At 42.9% G+C, this 17,365-nt stretch carries 18 protein-coding genes and 2 tRNA genes; 13 read left to right on the forward strand and 7 right to left on the reverse strand.

The window, feature by feature from the left end; translation table 11 throughout:
• From C1A47_RS06485 to C1A47_RS06500, 4 genes are all read left to right on the forward strand, one after another.
• On the forward strand, positions 1-234 hold a 234-nt coding region (locus C1A47_RS06485; protein ID WP_205669583.1), incomplete at its 5' end, for a hypothetical protein.
• 93 nt (positions 235-327) lie between these two features.
• Positions 328-2,160: a long-chain-acyl-CoA synthetase gene (locus C1A47_RS06490; RefSeq protein WP_111893611.1), complete on the forward strand. Its 1,833-nt coding sequence runs from the start codon at positions 328-330 to the stop codon at positions 2,158-2,160.
• Positions 2,161-2,281: 121 nt separating this feature from the next.
• Positions 2,282-2,357 (forward strand) — tRNA-Lys (locus C1A47_RS06495).
• A gap of 22 nt (positions 2,358-2,379) precedes the next feature.
• Positions 2,380-2,455: transfer RNA gene (locus tag C1A47_RS06500), tRNA-Lys, on the forward strand.
• Between the two features lie 96 nt (positions 2,456-2,551).
• Here the strand turns inward: C1A47_RS06500 and C1A47_RS06505 are convergent.
• Complete coding sequence (locus tag C1A47_RS06505; protein WP_111893613.1) at positions 2,552-3,196, reverse strand: hypothetical protein; 645 nt, start codon at positions 3,194-3,196, stop codon at positions 2,552-2,554.
• A 219-nt stretch (positions 3,197-3,415) separates the two neighbouring features.
• Here C1A47_RS06505 and C1A47_RS06510 point away from each other — a divergent pair, with 219 nt between their 5' ends.
• Entirely contained in the window at positions 3,416-3,676 is a 261-nt protein-coding gene (locus tag C1A47_RS06510) for a PspC domain-containing protein (protein ID WP_111893615.1), read from the forward strand.
• Positions 3,677-3,723: 47 nt separating this feature from the next.
• Here C1A47_RS06510 and C1A47_RS06515 read toward each other — a convergent pair whose 3' ends face one another.
• Entirely contained in the window at positions 3,724-4,815 is a 1,092-nt protein-coding gene (locus C1A47_RS06515; RefSeq protein ID WP_111893617.1) for an HPP family protein, read from the reverse strand.
• Positions 4,816-5,064: 249 nt separating this feature from the next.
• Here C1A47_RS06515 and glyQ point away from each other — a divergent pair, with 249 nt between their 5' ends.
• Positions 5,065-6,042 (forward strand): glycine--tRNA ligase subunit alpha, encoded by a 978-nt coding sequence (gene glyQ, locus C1A47_RS06520; RefSeq protein WP_111893619.1) that lies wholly within the window; start codon positions 5,065-5,067, stop codon positions 6,040-6,042.
• A complete protein-coding gene (gene glyS, locus C1A47_RS06525; RefSeq protein ID WP_111893621.1) occupies positions 6,042-8,111 on the forward strand; it encodes a glycine--tRNA ligase subunit beta in 2,070 nt (689 codons plus the stop codon). Before glyQ ends, glyS begins: the two co-directional genes overlap by 1 nt.
• A gap of 74 nt (positions 8,112-8,185) precedes the next feature.
• Here the strand turns inward: glyS and C1A47_RS06530 are convergent, their stop codons facing one another.
• Positions 8,186-9,082, reverse strand: a complete 897-nt coding sequence (locus C1A47_RS06530; RefSeq protein ID WP_227539742.1) for a DMT family transporter — start codon at positions 9,080-9,082, stop codon at positions 8,186-8,188.
• Positions 9,083-9,187: 105 nt separating this feature from the next.
• Here C1A47_RS06530 and C1A47_RS06535 point away from each other — a divergent pair, with 105 nt between their 5' ends.
• Both C1A47_RS06535 and C1A47_RS06540 read left to right on the forward strand, forming a co-directional pair.
• The gene (locus C1A47_RS06535; RefSeq protein WP_111893625.1) at positions 9,188-10,057 is read left to right on the forward strand and encodes a LysR family transcriptional regulator; all 870 of its coding nucleotides are present in this window, start codon (positions 9,188-9,190) and stop codon (positions 10,055-10,057) included.
• A 99-nt stretch (positions 10,058-10,156) separates the two neighbouring features.
• Entirely contained in the window at positions 10,157-10,558 is a 402-nt protein-coding gene (locus C1A47_RS06540) for a hypothetical protein (protein ID WP_111893627.1), read from the forward strand.
• Here the strand turns inward: C1A47_RS06540 and C1A47_RS06545 are convergent, their stop codons facing one another.
• The 3 genes from C1A47_RS06545 to C1A47_RS06555 form a co-directional block, all read right to left on the reverse strand.
• The gene (locus tag C1A47_RS06545; RefSeq protein ID WP_111893629.1) at positions 10,559-11,518 is read right to left on the reverse strand and encodes a 2-hydroxyacid dehydrogenase; all 960 of its coding nucleotides are present in this window, start codon (positions 11,516-11,518) and stop codon (positions 10,559-10,561) included. It lies immediately after the preceding gene.
• An 11-nt stretch (positions 11,519-11,529) separates the two neighbouring features.
• Positions 11,530-12,228: a hypothetical protein gene (locus C1A47_RS06550; protein ID WP_111893631.1), complete on the reverse strand. Its 699-nt coding sequence runs from the start codon at positions 12,226-12,228 to the stop codon at positions 11,530-11,532.
• A gap of 147 nt (positions 12,229-12,375) precedes the next feature.
• Positions 12,376-13,641, reverse strand: coding sequence for a hypothetical protein (locus tag C1A47_RS06555; protein WP_111893633.1), 1,266 nt, complete (start codon positions 13,639-13,641; stop codon positions 12,376-12,378).
• A gap of 308 nt (positions 13,642-13,949) precedes the next feature.
• On the opposite strand from C1A47_RS06555, the gene C1A47_RS06560 reads away from it, so the two are divergent.
• A complete protein-coding gene (locus C1A47_RS06560) occupies positions 13,950-14,600 on the forward strand; it encodes a hypothetical protein (RefSeq protein ID WP_111894071.1) in 651 nt (216 codons plus the stop codon).
• 61 nt (positions 14,601-14,661) lie between these two features.
• A complete protein-coding gene (locus C1A47_RS06565; protein WP_111893635.1) occupies positions 14,662-14,946 on the forward strand; it encodes a hypothetical protein in 285 nt (94 codons plus the stop codon).
• Here C1A47_RS06565 and C1A47_RS06570 read toward each other — a convergent pair.
• Positions 14,943-15,791: an aldo/keto reductase gene (locus C1A47_RS06570; protein ID WP_111893637.1), complete on the reverse strand. Its 849-nt coding sequence runs from the start codon at positions 15,789-15,791 to the stop codon at positions 14,943-14,945. The two genes, C1A47_RS06565 and C1A47_RS06570, sit on opposite strands and share 4 nt — an antisense overlap.
• A 201-nt stretch (positions 15,792-15,992) precedes the next feature.
• Between C1A47_RS06570 and C1A47_RS06575 the strand changes: the two genes are divergently transcribed.
• Positions 15,993-16,775: a class I SAM-dependent methyltransferase gene (locus tag C1A47_RS06575; RefSeq protein ID WP_171294353.1), complete on the forward strand. Its 783-nt coding sequence runs from the start codon at positions 15,993-15,995 to the stop codon at positions 16,773-16,775.
• Positions 16,776-16,817: 42 nt separating this feature from the next.
• Entirely contained in the window at positions 16,818-17,363 is a 546-nt protein-coding gene (locus C1A47_RS06580; protein ID WP_111893641.1) for a hypothetical protein, read from the forward strand.
• The last annotated feature ends 2 nt before the right edge of the window (positions 17,364-17,365 follow it).

Genomic DNA, 17,365 nt, shown 5'->3' on the forward strand with positions numbered 1-17,365 from the left:
GCTGTTGAAGCTGTTGAAGCTGTTGAAGCTGTTGAAGCTGTTGAAGCTGTTGAAGCTGTTGAAGCTGTTGAAGCTGTTGAAGCTGTTGAAGCTGTTGAAGCTGTTGAAGCTAAAGCAGAAAGTAAAACAACCGCAAAAGCAAGCAAAGCTGAAGCCAAGGACAAAACTGCAGCTCGACCTCCTCGTCGCCCACGTGGCCGTCCACCAAAAAAAGCAACAACACCAACTGAATAAATCCGATCTAAAACCGCTTCCTTCGAGAAGCGGTTTTTAGTTTTAAGGCAACTGCTTTACTCTATTCCTATCTTTTCTTAGCGCAGGCACGTGATGAAACCGTCTTCAGATACAATTAAATTGAGTGACATTTTCCAAAAAATCCCACAGGTCTTGCCTAAACTTCCTCACATTGCATCAGGTTTAAGTCAGGCTTATTTACGCGGTGCAAAAACACCTACAGGGCTTGCCGTCGCTTTTGAAAAGACTGCTCAACGATTCCCAGAGCGCCCTGCTTTATTTTTCGAAAAGCAACAATTCAGTTATCAAAAACTTAATCAATGGGCCAACCAGATCGGACACTACTTTTTAGCTCAAGGCATTCAAAAAGGTGATGTAGTTGCATTAATGCTCAGCAACCGACCAGAGTTCTTTGCGAGCATACTCGCCTTGGCAAAAATTGGAGCAATTTCTGCTTTATTAAATACATCACAATCTGGCAAAGTGCTGAGTCACAGTATTCGACTAGTGCAACCCAAAGCAGTTATTGTTGGAGAGGAATATCACGCCATATTTGATGAAATTCGCCCTGAACTCCATGAAAATACGGTTTTATACTGGTTTGCAGATACTGAAACCCTGAAAGAACAAGGCACAGCACCACAAGGTTATTTAAATTTAGCCAACTGTGCGCATCCCTTTCCTGAATTCAATACAACTACAACCAAACGCACCCATTCAAAAGATGGTTTGTTTTATATTTACACTTCTGGCACAACAGGTTTACCGAAAGCCGTCATTTTCAATCATGGGCGCTGGACTTTGGCATTCGGCACCTATGGGCACGTGCTGAACCTCAATCAAAATGATGTGTTATACGCCCCCTTGCCAATGTACCACGCCACAGGTATCGTCGTGTGCTGGTGTGGAGTCATTGCTGGCGGTGCAGCTCTAGCTACTCGCCGAAAATATTCATCAAGCCAGTTCTGGTCAGATGTTCGTGAATTTGATGCATCCGCATTAGGTTATGTTGGCGAAATTTGCCGTTATCTACTGGATACTCCCGCATCTCCACAAGACCAGCAGCATCGAGTCAGCAAAATGATTGGTAATGGCATGCGTCCTAATATTTGGCACACATTTAAACAGCGCTTTGCTGTTCACGAAATTCTGGAAATGTATGCCTCTAGCGAAGGTAACGTTGGTTTTAGCAATTTACTTAATTTTGACAATACCATTGGATTCTCACCAACGCCTTTTGCCATTGTGCAATATGACCAGGAAAAAAATCAGCCGATTCGTGATGCCAAAGGATTTTGCCAACCTGTCCGCAAAGGTGATGTTGGCTTGTTGATTGGTAAAATTACCCGCCGCTCGCCTTTCGATGGCTATACCGATGCTGAAAAAAATCGTGCTGCGATCTTGCAAGATGTCTTTAAACAGGGAGATGCCTACTTTAATAGTGGCGACTTGGTACGAAATTTAGGCTTTCGCCATGCTCAATTTGTTGATCGCTTAGGTGATACTTTCCGTTGGAAAGGTGAAAATGTGTCGACCGCAGAGGTTGAAGGAATCTTGTGTGATCACCCTCTGATTAATGAAGCTGTGGTCTATGGCGTGGAAATTCCACAAACCAATGGACGCGCTGGTATGGCAAGCATCAGCCTAGCAACAGGAATGACTCTGGATCAATTAGATCTCGGTGCACTTTGGCAAGATTTGAAACAAGCCCTCCCTGCCTATGCGATTCCCATTTTTTTACGTATTCAAGATCAACTTGAAACAACCAGCACCTTCAAGTATCCAAAGCAAAAATTAAAGAGCCAAGGTTTTGATCTGGCACAATGTGAAGATACTATTTTGGTTTATTTGCCACAGACCCAGACTTATGCCGTACTCAGTGATGAGATATTCGCACTCATTCAACAGTATCATTATCGTTTTTAGGCCGTTTTTTTAGCCAAAAATCTTAAATTTGTGGATTTTGTAAACAATTGATTCATTTTCTTGCAAAATCCTCTTGCCATCGCTCAAGATCTTGCTACAATACGCTCCATCAAGACGATATGGGTCGTTAGCTCAGTTGGTAGAGCAGCGGACTTTTAATCCGTTGGTCCCGCGTTCGAGTCGCGGACGACCCACCATTTATCGAATTGAACCCGTTAGGGGTCGTTAGCTCAGGTGGTAGAGCAGCGGACTTTTAATCCGTTGGTCCCGCGTTCGAGTCGCGGACGACCCACCAAGATTCTAAAAAATCCTCTCTTTTTGAGAGGTTTTTTTTTGCCTCAATAAAATGGCAACACACCATCTAACTTAAACACTTTATTTTTGATTCAAATTAATTTTTAGCACGTACCAAATAATAATTATTTAACGTATACGGATGACCATGCTCAAAGATCGTTTTGTTAATTGCAAAATTACGCTGGCTATCCATGACCAAATTGCCTTTTTCGTCAATCAAGTAATAAAAACGTAAGCCTTCCTTAAAATAAACCAGAATATATTTCTTCTGATTTTCCGTAACAATTTCCCAGTGATCATCACGATAGTCTTGTGTTGCACGCGTGTCGGCATACACACGACCAAAACTTTTGATCAGTCGAAAAATTGAGCCATCTTCCATTAAATTCAAAATATATTCAACAGAGCCTTGTTGCCCAGCATCGCAACGCGCAATCGGATCTTGGCAAGAAATGGTCACCATATACCGCCCGACCATTTTCTTTTCCAATGGCGTCAAAACATAGTGGGCATTGGAATGCTGTGCTTGCACTGGCATAGAACTTCGACCAGCAACATCCAACAGCTTTTGACCTTCTGCCGAATGATGCAATGACAGGCTTGTACTCACCGACTGATGAGACTGAGTGACGCTTTCTGATGAGGTATTTTTGGGGCTACATGCGACAAGTTGGAAGGAACAACCTAAAACAAATGCCGAATAACTTATTGTTTTTATAAATTTTTGAGAATTCAACATATGACTTGCCTAGAGGGAAGATATGCACCAAATGGCACATTAATTTCAGGCATTGTAATCAAAACAATTTTTATCCTGATAAAAAATTACATAAATTAACGCATTTTTTTGCAGGTACAGACTAGAAATTTAAAACTCCATCTCCATATATTTTCTAAGACATTATTCACTGTTTCTTCGCTTAAGAATAAACAGTTTTGAATAGCAAAGGAGACTTGAATGAGCAACTCAGGATTATACCGATCAAATCAGCAAAAAATCATTGCGGGTGTGATGGGTGGTATTGCTGAACGGTTTGGTTGGAATGCCAACTTGCTGCGAGTTATCTTTGTTTTGGTTTCGATTATAAGTTCAGGATTTCCTGGCATTTTAGTCTATTTGGTTTTATGGTTCGTCATGCCAAAACAACCGAGACTTTCAAATACATCAGCGTATTATCAACAACCGATTCGTACGGTGAATGACGAACGCTATCGCTAAGTTTTTAAAGTTTCGCCACGATTTTTCCCCCGAAAGTCGTGGTTTTTTTATGCCTGTTGCATCAGCAGTTGTCGCTGTAACGCCGCAATCATATCGGCACGACTAATAATTCCAACTAAACGTTGCTGCTCAACCACAGCAATATAATTAAATGAACGTTCCACAAAATAAGGAATGAGGTCGTATAACGGTTGTTCAGGCTGAACCGTAACCACTTGGCGCTGCATAATCTGATAGACAAAATCTTGGTGTGGTGCGCGTGGATCAGCAACCGACTGAAACCATTCCACAACTTCATAGAGTGCCAGTGTTCCCAATAATTTTCCTGCATCATCAATCACAGGCAAACTCATCAGATTAACCTGTTTGAATTTGGCAACAGCCTGCTGAATTTCATCTTGAGCATTTAGGGTGATTAAATCACGACTCATAATATCTTGGCAGGCGTAAATCTGTGGAGAGCGCTGTTGAGCATGGCGCTGTGCCTGTAAAATAATTTCCTCAAGCTGATATTGGCTAATATCGAGTAGCTCGGTTTGATGCGCTAAAACATCTTGAATGTCTTGGGGTTGAATACTAACTTTTTGTTCTGGTGTCGGGTCTTTGCTACGCGGATTAAGTTGTGCAGTGTTTGGGTAACTGCGTCCAATGGCACGATTAAAAATGACAGCAACAGCCAAAAGTAACAATGAATTTAACAAAACAGGATAAGCGATAAATTTAAAGCCCAACTGATGCACTGATGCTCCGCCCAAGACTGCGGTCATCGCGACTGCTCCACTCGGGGGATGTAAGGAATCGCTGCTCATCATCACAAAAATCGCCAGTGCAACGGCTAGGCTAAATGACAGTGTAGTTTCGGGAATATATTGTGCGCATAAAATACCAATCAATGCGGCAAGTGTATTTCCGACCACAATATTCCACGGCTGTGCCAAAGGGCTAGAAGGGACAGCAAATAACAAGACGGAAGATGCCCCCATTGGGGCAATGTACCACGCATTAAAATCACCCAACGCCCACCAGCTAAAAGCGGATGAAATCGCGAGTCCGAGTAAGGCACCAAGCGCACACAACACGCGTTCCCTGACAGGCAGCAATTTAAAATTGGGTTTTAAAATGTCTAAACGTAGCCGCATCTTCCCTGCTCTTTTTACTCTATGGAAAAATATTATACGGTGTGAATCTTAAAGATGTATTTACTTTATATATTATAAATATCAGAAAACTCTTTGATGACTTTGATGAGGAAATGCTGAATCTACATGCAAAATTTATCTTCCTCATCATTTCTCTGACGATCGGCAATTTTGCATAGAAGTCTTTGCCACCTACCTACAAAATCCTTATACTTAGGGACAATTTTTCTCATAATTCGTGGATGCTACATGAGTCGCGCCATCTCGCATATTGATACTTTTCAAGGCTTAATTCTTGCCTTACAAAATTACTGGGCCGAGCAAGGCTGTGTTGTTTTACAACCTTATGACATGGAAGTTGGCGCAGGGACATTCCACACGGCAACATTCTTACGTGCCTTAGGCCCTGAAACTTGGAACGCGGCTTACGTACAGCCTTCTCGTCGCCCTAAAGATGGCCGCTATGGTGAAAACCCGAACCGCTTACAGCATTATTACCAGTTCCAAGTGGTCTTGAAGCCAAATCCAGATAACATTCAGCAGTTGTATTTGGACTCACTCAAAGCCATCGGCATTGACACTTTAACCCATGACATTCGCTTTGTAGAAGACAACTGGGAATCTCCAACGCTTGGTGCTTGGGGCTTAGGTTGGGAAGTTTGGCTGAATGGTATGGAAGTGACTCAGTTCACTTACTTCCAACAAGTGGGTGGTATCGAATGTTACCCTGTGACAGGCGAAATTACGTATGGTCTTGAACGTCTTGCCATGTATTTGCAAGGGGTTGACTCGGTGTATGACTTGGTTTGGACAAAAGGCCCATTTGGCACAGTGACGTATGGCGATGTGTTCCATCAAAACGAAGTAGAACAATCGACCTATAACTTCGAATACGCACCTGTTGAAAAACTGTTTGAATTCTTCGATTTTTACGAGTCAGAAGCCAACCGTCTGATTGAAGCTGAGCTGCCATTACCTGCGTATGAACAAGTGATGAAAGCATCACACACCTTTAACTTGCTGGACGCACGTGGTGCAATTTCGGTGACCGAACGTCAGCGTTATATTTTACGTGTTCGTGGATTGTCACGTGCCATTGCTCAAAGTTATGTCCAAGCGCGTGCCAAGTTGGGCTTCCCAATGGCAGAGCCGCATTTACGTGATGAAGTCTTAGCACAGTTACAAGCACAAGCCGACGCAGAAGCTGCAAAAACGGAGAACAAATAATGACTCAACATACTGTTTTATTTGAACTCGGCTGTGAAGAACTTCCTCCAAAAAGCTTAAAAACTTTGCGCGATGCCCTACAGGCTGAAACGGTCAAAGGCTTACAGGAAGCAGGTTTAAACTTTGCTTCAATTGAAGCTTATGCAGCACCACGTCGTTTGGCTTTAAAAATTGTCGATGTCGATGGCGCTCAAGCTGACACACAAAAACGCTTTGATGGCCCTGCGGTACAAGCGGCTTATGATGCGGAAGGCAAACCAACGAAAGCGCTTGATGGCTTTATGCGTGGTCAAGGCATTGGCATAGAACAGGTTTCAACCTTCCAAGCAGGTAAAGTTGAAAAAGTGTGTTATTACAAAGACATTCAAGGTCAAAGCCTTGATGCACTTTTACCGCAAATCTTGCAAACTGCTTTGGATCGCTTACCGATTGCAAAACGCATGCGTTCAGCAGCGAGCCGTACCGAATTTGTTCGCCCTGTAAAATGGGTGGTATTGCTGAAAGATGGCCAAGTGATTCCTGCCACGATTCAGGATCACGTTGCAGGTAACTTGAGCTATGGTCACCGTTTCCATGCACCTGAAGCAATCACTTTGACACATGCGAACGACTACTTGGCGGCTTTAGAAAAAGCCCATGTAATTGCCAACTTTGAACTGCGTCAGGAATTGATTCAAGAGCAAGTGAAAAAACTGGCTGATGAAGTCAATGCGACTGCGATTGTGCCAAGTGACTTGTTGGATGAAGTAACTGCACTTGTAGAATGGCCTGTTGCCCTTCGCGCAACCTTTGAAGAACGCTATTTGGCTGTGCCACAAGAAGCCTTGATTACCACCATGCAGGACAACCAAAAGTATTTCTGCTTGGTAAACAGCGAAGGTAAATTACAGCCTTACTTCATTACGGTGTCGAATATCGACTCAAAAGACCCGATTCAAATTATTGAAGGGAATGAAAAAGTGGTTCGTCCACGTTTGAGCGATGCTGAATTCTTCTTCTTGCAAGACCAAAAACAACCACTTGCTTCTCGTAAAGAAAAATTGGCCAACATGGTGTTCCAAGCACAATTGGGTACACTTTGGGACAAGTCAGAGCGTATTGCTAAATTGGCTGTGGCTTTGGCAAGCATTACAGGCGCAAATACCGCTGATGCTGAAAAAGCAGCCTTACTGGCAAAATGCGATTTAACCTCTGAATTGGTGGGTGAATTCCCTGAACTTCAAGGGATTGCAGGCACTTACTATGCTCGCATCGAAGGCGAAAATGATGAAGTTGCCGAAGCCCTTGGCGAACAGTATTTACCAAAATTTGCAGGCGATGTTTTACCAAAAACCAAGACGGGTACAACCATTGCGCTTGCTGACCGCTTAGATACCTTGGTGGGTATTTTTGGTATCGGGCAAGCCCCAACAGGTTCAAAAGACCCGTTTGCACTGCGTCGTTCAGCGATTGGTATTTTACGTCTGATTATTGAAAATGAACTGGATGTGACTATTGAAGAGTTGGTCAATCTGGCACTGCAAGGTTATGGCGAGATTGTGAAAGATCACGGCAAGACTTTGGCTGATGCGGTTGCTTTCCTTGAAGGTCGTTACCGTGCCAAATATGAAGACCAAGGGGTTGCGGTAGATGTATTGCAAGCGGTTCAGGCGTTATCACCAAAATCTCCGCTTGATTTTGACAAACGTATCAATGCCGTGAATCACTTCCGCGCACTACCTGAAGCAGCAGCACTTGCGGCAGCCAACAAACGTGTTGCCAACATTCTTGCAAAAGAAGCAACACCTGAAGGTACTGTGGATGCCAGCAAATTGGTCGAAGATGCTGAAAAAGCATTATATGCTGAGCTTCAAGCGGTGAATCCTGTGGTTGAGCCATTATTGGCAGCCAAAGATTACACTGAAGCCTTGTCTAAGCTTGCTGCACTTCGTGCACCAATCGATGCGTTCTTTGAAGGCGTGATGGTGATGGCGGAAGATGCAGAACTCAAAGCCAACCGTTTACGTTTATTGGCACAGTTGCGTAATTTGTTTACTGCTGTGGCTGATGTCAGTGTGTTGCAGCACTAAATTTTTTAAGATTTGAACATTTAAAAAACCCGCATTAGAGCGGGTTTTTTATTCATAAAAATAAGATATGCAAATCACCGATTGGATTTATTCATCCAAACAATACTGGCAACAATCATCATTCCGCCAAACAAAATGATCCAAGAAGGCCGCTCTCCCAAAAAGAGCATTGCCAAACTGATTGCCACGATTGGCGTAACATATAAAAAGTTAGATGCAAGGGTTAAAGGCAGATTCCGCAAAACCTCAGCCCAAAGTAAATAAGCCAATGCACTCGGAAATAATCCCAGTAAAACTACGGAAAGATTGGCTTGCCATGTAGCATGTAAAACACTCGTGTACAGATGTGGACTATAGCAGAGTAAAGGTAACGTTCCCAACCAGATGACATAGCACATCATGCTCACCGTATCGTATTCGAGCGCAAAACGTTTATATAAATTAAAATAAATGCCCCATGCGATAGCTGCACATAAAATCATTAGGCTATGAGCATTCGGTAAGCTAAACCCATGATCGCCACTAATCACCAAAATCGCACCGCAAAGTCCCAATACAATACAGATCCACTGCACAACACGAATCTGCTCTTTCAGCAGAAATGCAGAAATCAGGACTGTAAATAACGGAATGGACTGGCTCAGAATGCTCGATGCAACCGCAGTCACATATTGTTGCCCAATATTAATCAGTAAATGATGAATGGTGACAGAGAATAATCCCAGCATCCCAAATCGTGGCAAGTCGTTCCAGCGGACAGGCTGAATCCCTTTTTTCAGTACAAGTAAAAATAAGAAGAGCGAAGCGATTAAAAATCGAAGCAATGCAATATGTTGGGGGCTATAAGAATCTAATGCACGATGTACTCCAATCGGTGAATATCCCCAACACAGCACAGTGATTCCAATAAAAACATAAAGTTTGAGTGCCTCAGAGAAATGAGGTGCTTTTACAAGTGCGGAAATAGTCATCGCTGATCTGCAATCATGAAGATAAATTTCCTTCATCATAATCGGCTATATGATTGTGTAAAATTAACTTATATTGAGTATCTAATTCTGTTTAAGTGAATGATTATGGATATTCATCAACTAAGAATGTTTCAGACTATTGTGGAGTGCGGCAGTATGTCTCAAGCTGCGCTACGTTTACATTGCGTACCCTCCAATATCACCACCCGTATTCAACAACTTGAAGAAGAATTAGAAACTTCGCTCTTTCACCGTGAGGGAAAACGGCTGAAACTGACGGCATCGGGTGAAATCTTTTTAACGTATTGCCATAAAATTCTGGCTTTATGCGATGAAGCAAAACGCAGCGTTCATCCAGATACTCCTCCTTCAGGCCCTTTAAGAATCGGTGCCATCGAGTCTTCTGCCACGACCCGCCTGCCGCATTTATTGGCAAAATTTCATCAACAGCATCCTGACGTTTCAGTGCAAATCATTACAGGAACATGGAAGCAGTTATTACAGGATGTCAGTCAACATAAACTGGATGGTGCGATTGTTGCGGGGGATATTACCTTGCCTTTGCTCAATAAATTTGAAATTTATCAGGAAAATATGGTGTTGATTGCACCTTCTTCTTTTGGCGAAATCCGCTCTCAGGAAGATTTAATTGGTAAGGAAATTTTTATGTGGACTGAAGGTTGCCCCTATCGTGCGGCCTTGGAACAATGGCTAAAAGTTAAAAACCTTTCTCTTCCGATCACCAGTATTACCAGCTATGCCACAATTTTGGGTTGTGTCAGTGCAGGTTCAGGCGTTGCCTTGATTCCCAAAAGTCTTTTTGAACAATATAAAAATCTGACACATATTTGTGGATATCAGTTTGAGCATTTTTCTGCGATTCAAAATCAGTTTTTTTGGCATAAAGATGTACATCACAAAGCAAGGGAAGCTTTTTTGCAACTCCTCAAGTCTGAGTTTAGTCACACCAATTGATTTTCAATCGTTATCCTATCGTATGAATTTCTTCACTTTCCTACCTATTCGCCTCATCTCATCCTAAAATGACTGGCATCAACAGGATGAGATCTTGCAATGCGTTTAAGCCCAATCAAGTTATTTTTACTCAGCAGTTGCCTCGTTGCAGCACCGTCAGTTTTTGCAATGACTGAAACTCAACCCAGCACTCCCAATGCACCACTGCCTGACAATCCAAGTTTGGGACGCGTGATTTTATATAAAACAGGGCAAACTCTAGAACGTATTGGCAATGCTACACAACGCGGTGCAGACAAAGCCTCAGAGAAAATTCAACGTAAATGGGACAATACCAAAGCGTTTGGCGCTGAAACAACGCAAGTCATGCAAGAAAAAGCCAGTGATGTACAACAAGGCGCCGAAAAGAAATGGGAGCAAACTAAAGAAGTAGTGACAGGTAACCGTAGCGATACAACCCCTGTCCCAATTGAGCAAAAATCCTTAAGTCAAGCCAACTAATTAATTGACCTGACGCAGAATATTGCCAGAAGCAAAGCCTTCGGCATTTTCAGTCAGTTGCTGCACAATGCGCTGACGGGCTTGGACACTCCCCCATGCTGAATGTGGGGTGATGATCAAATTCGGAATTATAGAATCAAGCAAGATATTTCCTTGCTTAGGTGGCTCAACAGTCAGAACATCGGTTGCTGCGCCTGCCAGTTTGCCTTGTTGTAAAGCCTGTGCCAGTGCCGTTTCATTGACGATGCCGCCACGCGCTGTATTCACCAAAAATGCGCTCGGCTTCATCAATGCCAGTTCCTTTTCAGCAATCAGATCTTTAGTACTGTCATTCAGTGGGCAATGTAGCGTCAGCACATCGACCTGTGGTAACAGTTCTTCAAGTGATAAACGCCCCTCATGATGGCGATTTGGCAGATTTCCCACCAAAATTTTCATGCCGAATGCTTGTGCCAAACGCGCTACTTCCTGTCCAAGTTCGCCATAACCCAGCACACCAAGCGCTTTACCTGCCAATTCCACAATCGGAAAATCTAAAAAGCAGAACTGCTCTGCCTGCTGCCAACGCCCCTGCTGCACCGCCTGATTGTATTTCACCACATTGGTTGCCAGTGCAAGCATCAGTGCCAAGGCATGCTGTGCCACCGATGCCGTGCCATACCCCTGACAGTTACACACCACAATACCTTGTGCCTGCGCCGCTTTTAGATCGACATTGTTAGTGCCTGTGGCAGAAATTAAAATCAGTTTTAGTTTTGGCAATTGCTGAATCGTTTCAGCGCTTAACACCACTTTATTCACAATCGCGACTTCAGCATCGGTCAGTCGTGTGAGCACCTGATCTGGCAGGGTTGTGCCATACAATTGCAACTCAGCAAAAGCAGCATGTAGCGGACTAAAGTCCAAGTCGTTCTGATCTAAACTGGCATAATCCAAAAATACGGCTTTTAACTGGCTCATGTTGTTGTCCTTTATGATGTTTTGGCGAAATTGACTGCATACATTAAAGCTTGTCTGATCTGTCGATGCAATTGCTCAGTCAGATGTTGATAGTCCTGTTCCAAACCCTGCTCTGCCGCCAAATACGGTGCTGCATCATTCCAAGAACCCATGCCACCAAACACCCATGCTTGCTGTGCTGCCGAAAAAAGCTGTTGCTGTAACTCTCGAATACTATGACTGGTTTGCGCCAAAATCCCCGCGGCCCGATGAAAAATCTGGGCGAACTGGGTTTCACCAATGACCTGAGCCAAATGTTCTAACTGCTGCAACAAGGCAAGAAATTGATTACGATTGGGTTCAGGTACGCTGCGTGGAAATGTCACCAGTTCAGTCAGCGACTCCTGATAATCAATCTCCCACTGGTGTTGCAGTTCATTGTGCTGCCAATTGGACTGCCAAGCCGTGATCTTGGCATCAGAAAATTGCGTATAAATCAGTGCAGTTGAACCCATTAAATCAAGGCGCATTTCTTGAATACCGCGCTGTTTCAAGCGATCAAACCAATGCTGTGCATACTGCTGAATACTGTGGGATACAAATGAAATTTCGGAGATTGGGCGAATTTGAGAGATAAAAGATAAACGATCTACATAAGCCAGATTGGGTAAGGCGGCTACCCCATAAAATGCACGGACTAACTGGCAACTTAATAATATTTCTGCATGCACGGGATGTTTCACCCCTATATAAAAATTATGCGCCTAACTTACAAAAATCTAGTGACTCAATTCAATTTCAGTTTGTGCAAAATTCGTAGCCATAAAAAAACAGAAAAAACCGAAATTTTTTCTGTTTTAAATGGATCATTCAACGACTTATGCGAGGATAAATTTGTCTTCATCCAAGAGTGGTGGTTCAACAAAATAACAAATGCCCAAACTATCGCAGCGCATATTTTGGTCTTTGTAACTCAACACATAATATTCAGAATATTTCTTCACAACGATTGGGCTCATATCCATCGACAAAGCATCATCTTCATTAAATAGCTTCATGACACGACGGTCATTCATCGCCACGATATAGCGCTCGTTGTTCAGTTCAATCTTGACGATACAGCTTGATTTAATCAGCAGTGGAATCAGGTATTTATGATTCAGTCGAATCGCTTCATCTGGGTAGCTTTCAATTTTATTGCTAATAATGTTAAACACCAGATAATTGCCATAACAGTCTTGCAACTGGTTCGGATTATTATCCTGCGGCAAATTGACTTTAATGCCCAGCTTTTGCAAATCCAGCTCGCTCACCTGACGACGGCTCAGCATAATGCGGGTAATCAACTGCTTTAAGTTGGCATCCAGATATTGGTCATCTAACTGCAAGTCATTGCTACGTAAAATACGCCCAAGTGCTGCGCTATGACGTGACAACAGGTTGTTAATCACGGTGCGGTAATAGAATTTGCTCTTTTTCTTGACCGTACGCATTTGCTGATAGAAATAGTTTTTATTCCACGGATGGCGAAGAAAATCATTCAACAAACTTGAACTGGCTAAAACCGAAAGTGCCTCATGCCCTGTAAATGGCAAGTGTAAGGTATGCACCTGAGGCAAGACATGTTTGATTTTTAAATAATGTTCACGGTCATTAGAATAGTAAGGGTCATATACCACAATATATTCACTGCTTGCGCAGACATCTTGCGTGGTAATGTGCATACCCTGATGCAAGCTTTCATCAAAAAATTCGGTATAACGGCGATCTTCAATTTCTTGCGGGTCAATGCTGTACTGTGGAACAAATGCAATCACGCGGTTCATTTTCAGCAATTTAGAATATTTAATTGCCGCGTAGCCACCCATTGAACCGCCATAACCGACAATCGTTTCAAACTGGTCTAAAATCGGCTGTACAGCGCTCATCATGGCCTGCATGCTCTCAGCAGGAAACCATGATTTAATTTTTGGCATCACGCCAATCACATTATATTCGTATTTTGCCAACGACTTTTCTGCATTAATCGTTAAGCCTTTGGCGCGAGTAATTAAATCCCCAAACGAAAAAATCAGTTCTTTGGAATTTCCTTTTAGAAAAATAACTCGGATTTGTTCGTCTTCAAAAATAATTTGCTTATCCATTCACGCACCGAAAATAAAAATTGGCGATAGCCAAAATGCAATAAAAAAGAGGGACTGGCGAATGCCTATTGTATAAAGGCAGGAGAGATAAAACAGGGCAAAATATGACATCTTGCCACGCCGCTGTCAGATTTTTATAGTTTAAAACCAATCGACCTAATCCCAAAACGGATTTTTCAGAAAAACTATAAAATTCACATATTCTGACATTTCATCGCATAATTCAGCTAAATTTCAGCAAATTAATTAAGCTGTCACAATGCTACGCTTGAATGTTGGCATTATTCCAATTTGAGGGGAATTGGGTCATGTCATACATTAAAACAACAGCAGGCAATGATGCACTGCAACAACGATCAAAATTGCTTTCTGCGAAACAGCGCCAATTGTTGTTCGTTTTGGGTACAGAAGCATTCGATAAACTGCCAGAAGCAAGTCAGCAACGCATGTTGCAACCTGAACTGATTGAAAGTTTATTGAGCTTGGGATTTATTGAAGAACAACTCCCTGAACCAGAAATTGAAACAGTCGAAGAAATAAAACCAGAAAATATTACCCCTGTAGCGACCGTCAGCAATATCCTCTCTCAAGTGATTAATCGCTATGCACAACCGCAGCCAAAACCAACATTGGCAGAAGAAATTGCAGACGAACAAGAAGAAGCTGATTTCAAATTAAATACTGCACCAGCACCGAGTTTGAACTTAGCTCGCAACTTGCCGACTATGCAGAACATGATGATTGAAGCACTGCAACAGTACAGCGGACTCATGTCGAAGGGTTTAATTGAGAAAATTCGTCAGTGCCAAAGTGCTGAAGAACTCAAACGCTGTCATATGGCTTGGGTGACTGTCATGCAAGAAACACGTTTACCAGCCCAACACTTGCATAGCCAAGTGAAACAATTACAGAAGTTCTACCAATTCCCTGAAATTTCTGAAAGTGAAACACACATCTAGTTGAGTCCAGCATCGAAGTCACTTACAGTAAAATAAAACTAAAAAAAGACTGGGTGATGCGATGCAATTTAATAGCAAATGGATCGGCCTACTCGGCTGTGGATTGGCGCTACACGCCTGTATTGTTGTCCCTGAACATACACGGCAGGTTGAATCCACCACACGTGTTTTTGTAAATAGTGATGCCCAAGATACTCAGGTCGACATTAATCGACCACAAGTCATTATTATTCAGCAGCCTGACGGCTATTATCGGCCACATCATCCAGAATACCACGTGCCGCCAAACTGCCATTTACAATCCAATGGACGGTCTATGGGGCCTATCCCGATGGTCTGCGATTAAAACTCCTCGTACACCGCAGGATCCTGATTTTTCAGGCGACCATTGCTACGCGTCAAAGCATTGATCTGCTGCATTTGCTCATCACTGAGTTCAAACTGAAAAATCGCTTTATTGGCAAGCTGGTTTTCATCACTGGTCGCTTTAGGAATTGGAATCACACCGAGCTGAATCTGCCATCTCAAAATCACCTGCGCGACCGATTTTCCAAGTTGCTGTGCAATTTCTTGCAGTACAGGTTCTTGAAATACATCACGGGCACGCCCCAACGGACTCCAAGCCATGGTTAAAATACCATGCTCCTGATGATACGCCCGTTGCTCGGCTTGGTTAAAATACGGATGCAATTCAATCTGGTTAATCACAGGAATCACGCCCGTTTCTTTTTTCAAAACCTCAAGATGTTCAGGCAAGAAATTACTGACCCCAATCGACTTAATTTGCCCTTTCTTCTGCGCATCAATCAGGGCTTGCCATGCTTCAACATAAAGTCCCTGATTGGGGTTTGGCCAGTGAATCAAATACAAGTCAAAGTAGTTCAAATGTGCCCGATAAAGTGACTCTTCAATGGTCACTACGGCTTTTTCATAATGATGATGGCGACCAGGCAGCTTGGACGTAATAAATAATTCATCACGCTGAAGTCCAGACAAACGAACAGCTTGGCCCACCGCCCCTTCATTTTCATAGTTAAATGCCGAATCCAGCATACGGTAACCATGCCCTAAAGCACGTTGCATGGTTTGCACACCTGCATGCCCATTCAAACTATATGTACCAAAACCCAAAGCAGGAATTTCATAGTCATTGTGCAAGGTCAGATTTGGAATTTGTTCAGATTGACTCATGTGATTTTTTCCCTCTTGATACAGTGTTATTTTTAAGGTGTGCCGAACATGAAAAGATGCATTTGTGAATTGTTTAAGTTGTATTAAGCATTATGGCGCAGCACATTTTGCAAAATACTTTAAATTGTATGAATAATGCTATTTCTACGCGGATAGCAGCAGAGCTTTCTATAATAAAACCAAAGAAATTCAAGGAATGAAATCATGTCGACTATTCATCCAACCGCAGCGCAAGGCTTTAGCTCTGGTGCTGCTTTATATCAGCAAACCCGTCCAAGCTATCCATTACAAATTGTGTCTTGGCTGCGTAGCGAGCTTGAACTCACCAGCCAGTCACGAGTGATCGACCTTGCTGCGGGAACAGGAAAATTTACCCAGTACCTCAAGCAAGTGACACCGCATATTGTGGCGGTTGAACCTGTAATTGAAATGCAGCAACAACTTCAAGTGGCATATCCCGATGTGACCACCTTAACCGCCTATAGTGATCAGATTCCGCTTGAATCAGGTCATTATGATGCTGTGTTAACCGCGCAGGCTTTTCACTGGTTCTCCAACAAGGAAACCCTTGCTGAAGTCTATCGTTTACTCAAGCCACATGGACATTTTGGCTTGATCTGGAATCAACGCGACACCAGTGTGCCGTGGGTCAAAGCCATTGCAGACATTCTGTTGCCTTTAGAAGCCAATACACCTCGCTACCATAGTGGTGAGTGGAAAAAGGCCTTTCAAAATCAGTCATGGTTTAAATTGGGCAGTGAACAGCACTTTATTCATCAACATCATGGAACCGTTGAACAAGTGGTGAGCAAACGTTTGCTTTCAACCAGTTTTATTGCCATGATGCCTGCCGAACAACAGCAGCAACTCAAGCAACAGTTTGAGCAGGTGGTGTTTGATTATTTGGGTAAACGCCCTGACGATGAAATCGATTTTCCATATTTAACCTATGCTTATGATTTCATCAAAATTGATCAGGTCTAAGTCGTGTATTCAATTTTAACACGATGCTATTTGGATAAATCTATGATGCAGCTAACCGCTCGCTCTGCACTGCTCGCAACCATACTGGTGAGCAGTTTTGGTCTTGTCGCCTGTCAGAAACATTCTGAACATGATCAAAACACAACAAAGGCTGCAGCGTCAGCGACAAATAAAAGTAACAGCACAACAACTTCTCAAGTAGCCAGTGAAGTCAGTACGCCCTCGTCTATCCGTCAGTTTTCAGCAACGCCTGATGATGCGTACGATATTCAACAACTGCAAAATTTTATCAAGAACTTTCATGATATGACGCAAGAAATGCGTACAGAACTGGAACAGCTCAAGCAACAAAACAGATTAACCGCAGAGTTTGTAGAACAGCGCAAACATGATCAGATCCATTCAGCACTCAACATGCTTAAAGACTTAGATTTAAAAACCGAACAAGGTCGCTATATCCAAGGTTTAATGTATGAATATTGGGATCAACGCCAGCAGCAAACTCCGACCACCAAAGTCGATAAAGCCCCGATGATTCAAGCCACCGAACAACTTGAATACTGGAAAGCCCATACGCCAGATCAGTAAAT

Source organism: Acinetobacter sp. MB5 (assembly GCF_003261585.1).
Lineage (GTDB): Bacteria > Pseudomonadota > Gammaproteobacteria > Pseudomonadales > Moraxellaceae > Acinetobacter.

Excerpts from the sequence above, each read along its gene's own strand:
- C1A47_RS06555 (WP_111893633.1), bottom strand. The coding sequence starts at position 13,641 with ATGGATAAGCAAATTATTTTTGAAGACGAACAAATCCGAGTTATTTTT.
- C1A47_RS06570 (WP_111893637.1), bottom strand. The coding sequence starts at position 15,791 with ATGAGTCAATCTGAACAAATTCCAAATCTGACCTTGCACAATGACTAT.
- C1A47_RS06515 (WP_111893617.1), bottom strand. The coding sequence starts at position 4,815 with ATGCGGCTACGTTTAGACATTTTAAAACCCAATTTTAAATTGCTGCCT.
- C1A47_RS06535 (WP_111893625.1), top strand. The coding sequence starts at position 9,188 with ATGGATATTCATCAACTAAGAATGTTTCAGACTATTGTGGAGTGCGGC.
- C1A47_RS06505 (WP_111893613.1), bottom strand. The coding sequence starts at position 3,196 with ATGTTGAATTCTCAAAAATTTATAAAAACAATAAGTTATTCGGCATTT.
- C1A47_RS06565 (WP_111893635.1), top strand. The coding sequence starts at position 14,662 with ATGCAATTTAATAGCAAATGGATCGGCCTACTCGGCTGTGGATTGGCG.
- C1A47_RS06545 (WP_111893629.1), bottom strand. The coding sequence starts at position 11,518 with ATGAGCCAGTTAAAAGCCGTATTTTTGGATTATGCCAGTTTAGATCAG.
- C1A47_RS06560 (WP_111894071.1), top strand. The coding sequence starts at position 13,950 with ATGTCATACATTAAAACAACAGCAGGCAATGATGCACTGCAACAACGA.
- glyS (WP_111893621.1), top strand. The coding sequence starts at position 6,042 with ATGACTCAACATACTGTTTTATTTGAACTCGGCTGTGAAGAACTTCCT.
- C1A47_RS06490 (WP_111893611.1), top strand. The coding sequence starts at position 328 with ATGAAACCGTCTTCAGATACAATTAAATTGAGTGACATTTTCCAAAAA.
- C1A47_RS06510 (WP_111893615.1), top strand. The coding sequence starts at position 3,416 with ATGAGCAACTCAGGATTATACCGATCAAATCAGCAAAAAATCATTGCG.
- C1A47_RS06540 (WP_111893627.1), top strand. The coding sequence starts at position 10,157 with ATGCGTTTAAGCCCAATCAAGTTATTTTTACTCAGCAGTTGCCTCGTT.
- glyQ (WP_111893619.1), top strand. The coding sequence starts at position 5,065 with ATGAGTCGCGCCATCTCGCATATTGATACTTTTCAAGGCTTAATTCTT.
- C1A47_RS06530 (WP_227539742.1), bottom strand. The coding sequence starts at position 9,082 with ATGACTATTTCCGCACTTGTAAAAGCACCTCATTTCTCTGAGGCACTC.
- C1A47_RS06580 (WP_111893641.1), top strand. The coding sequence starts at position 16,818 with ATGATGCAGCTAACCGCTCGCTCTGCACTGCTCGCAACCATACTGGTG.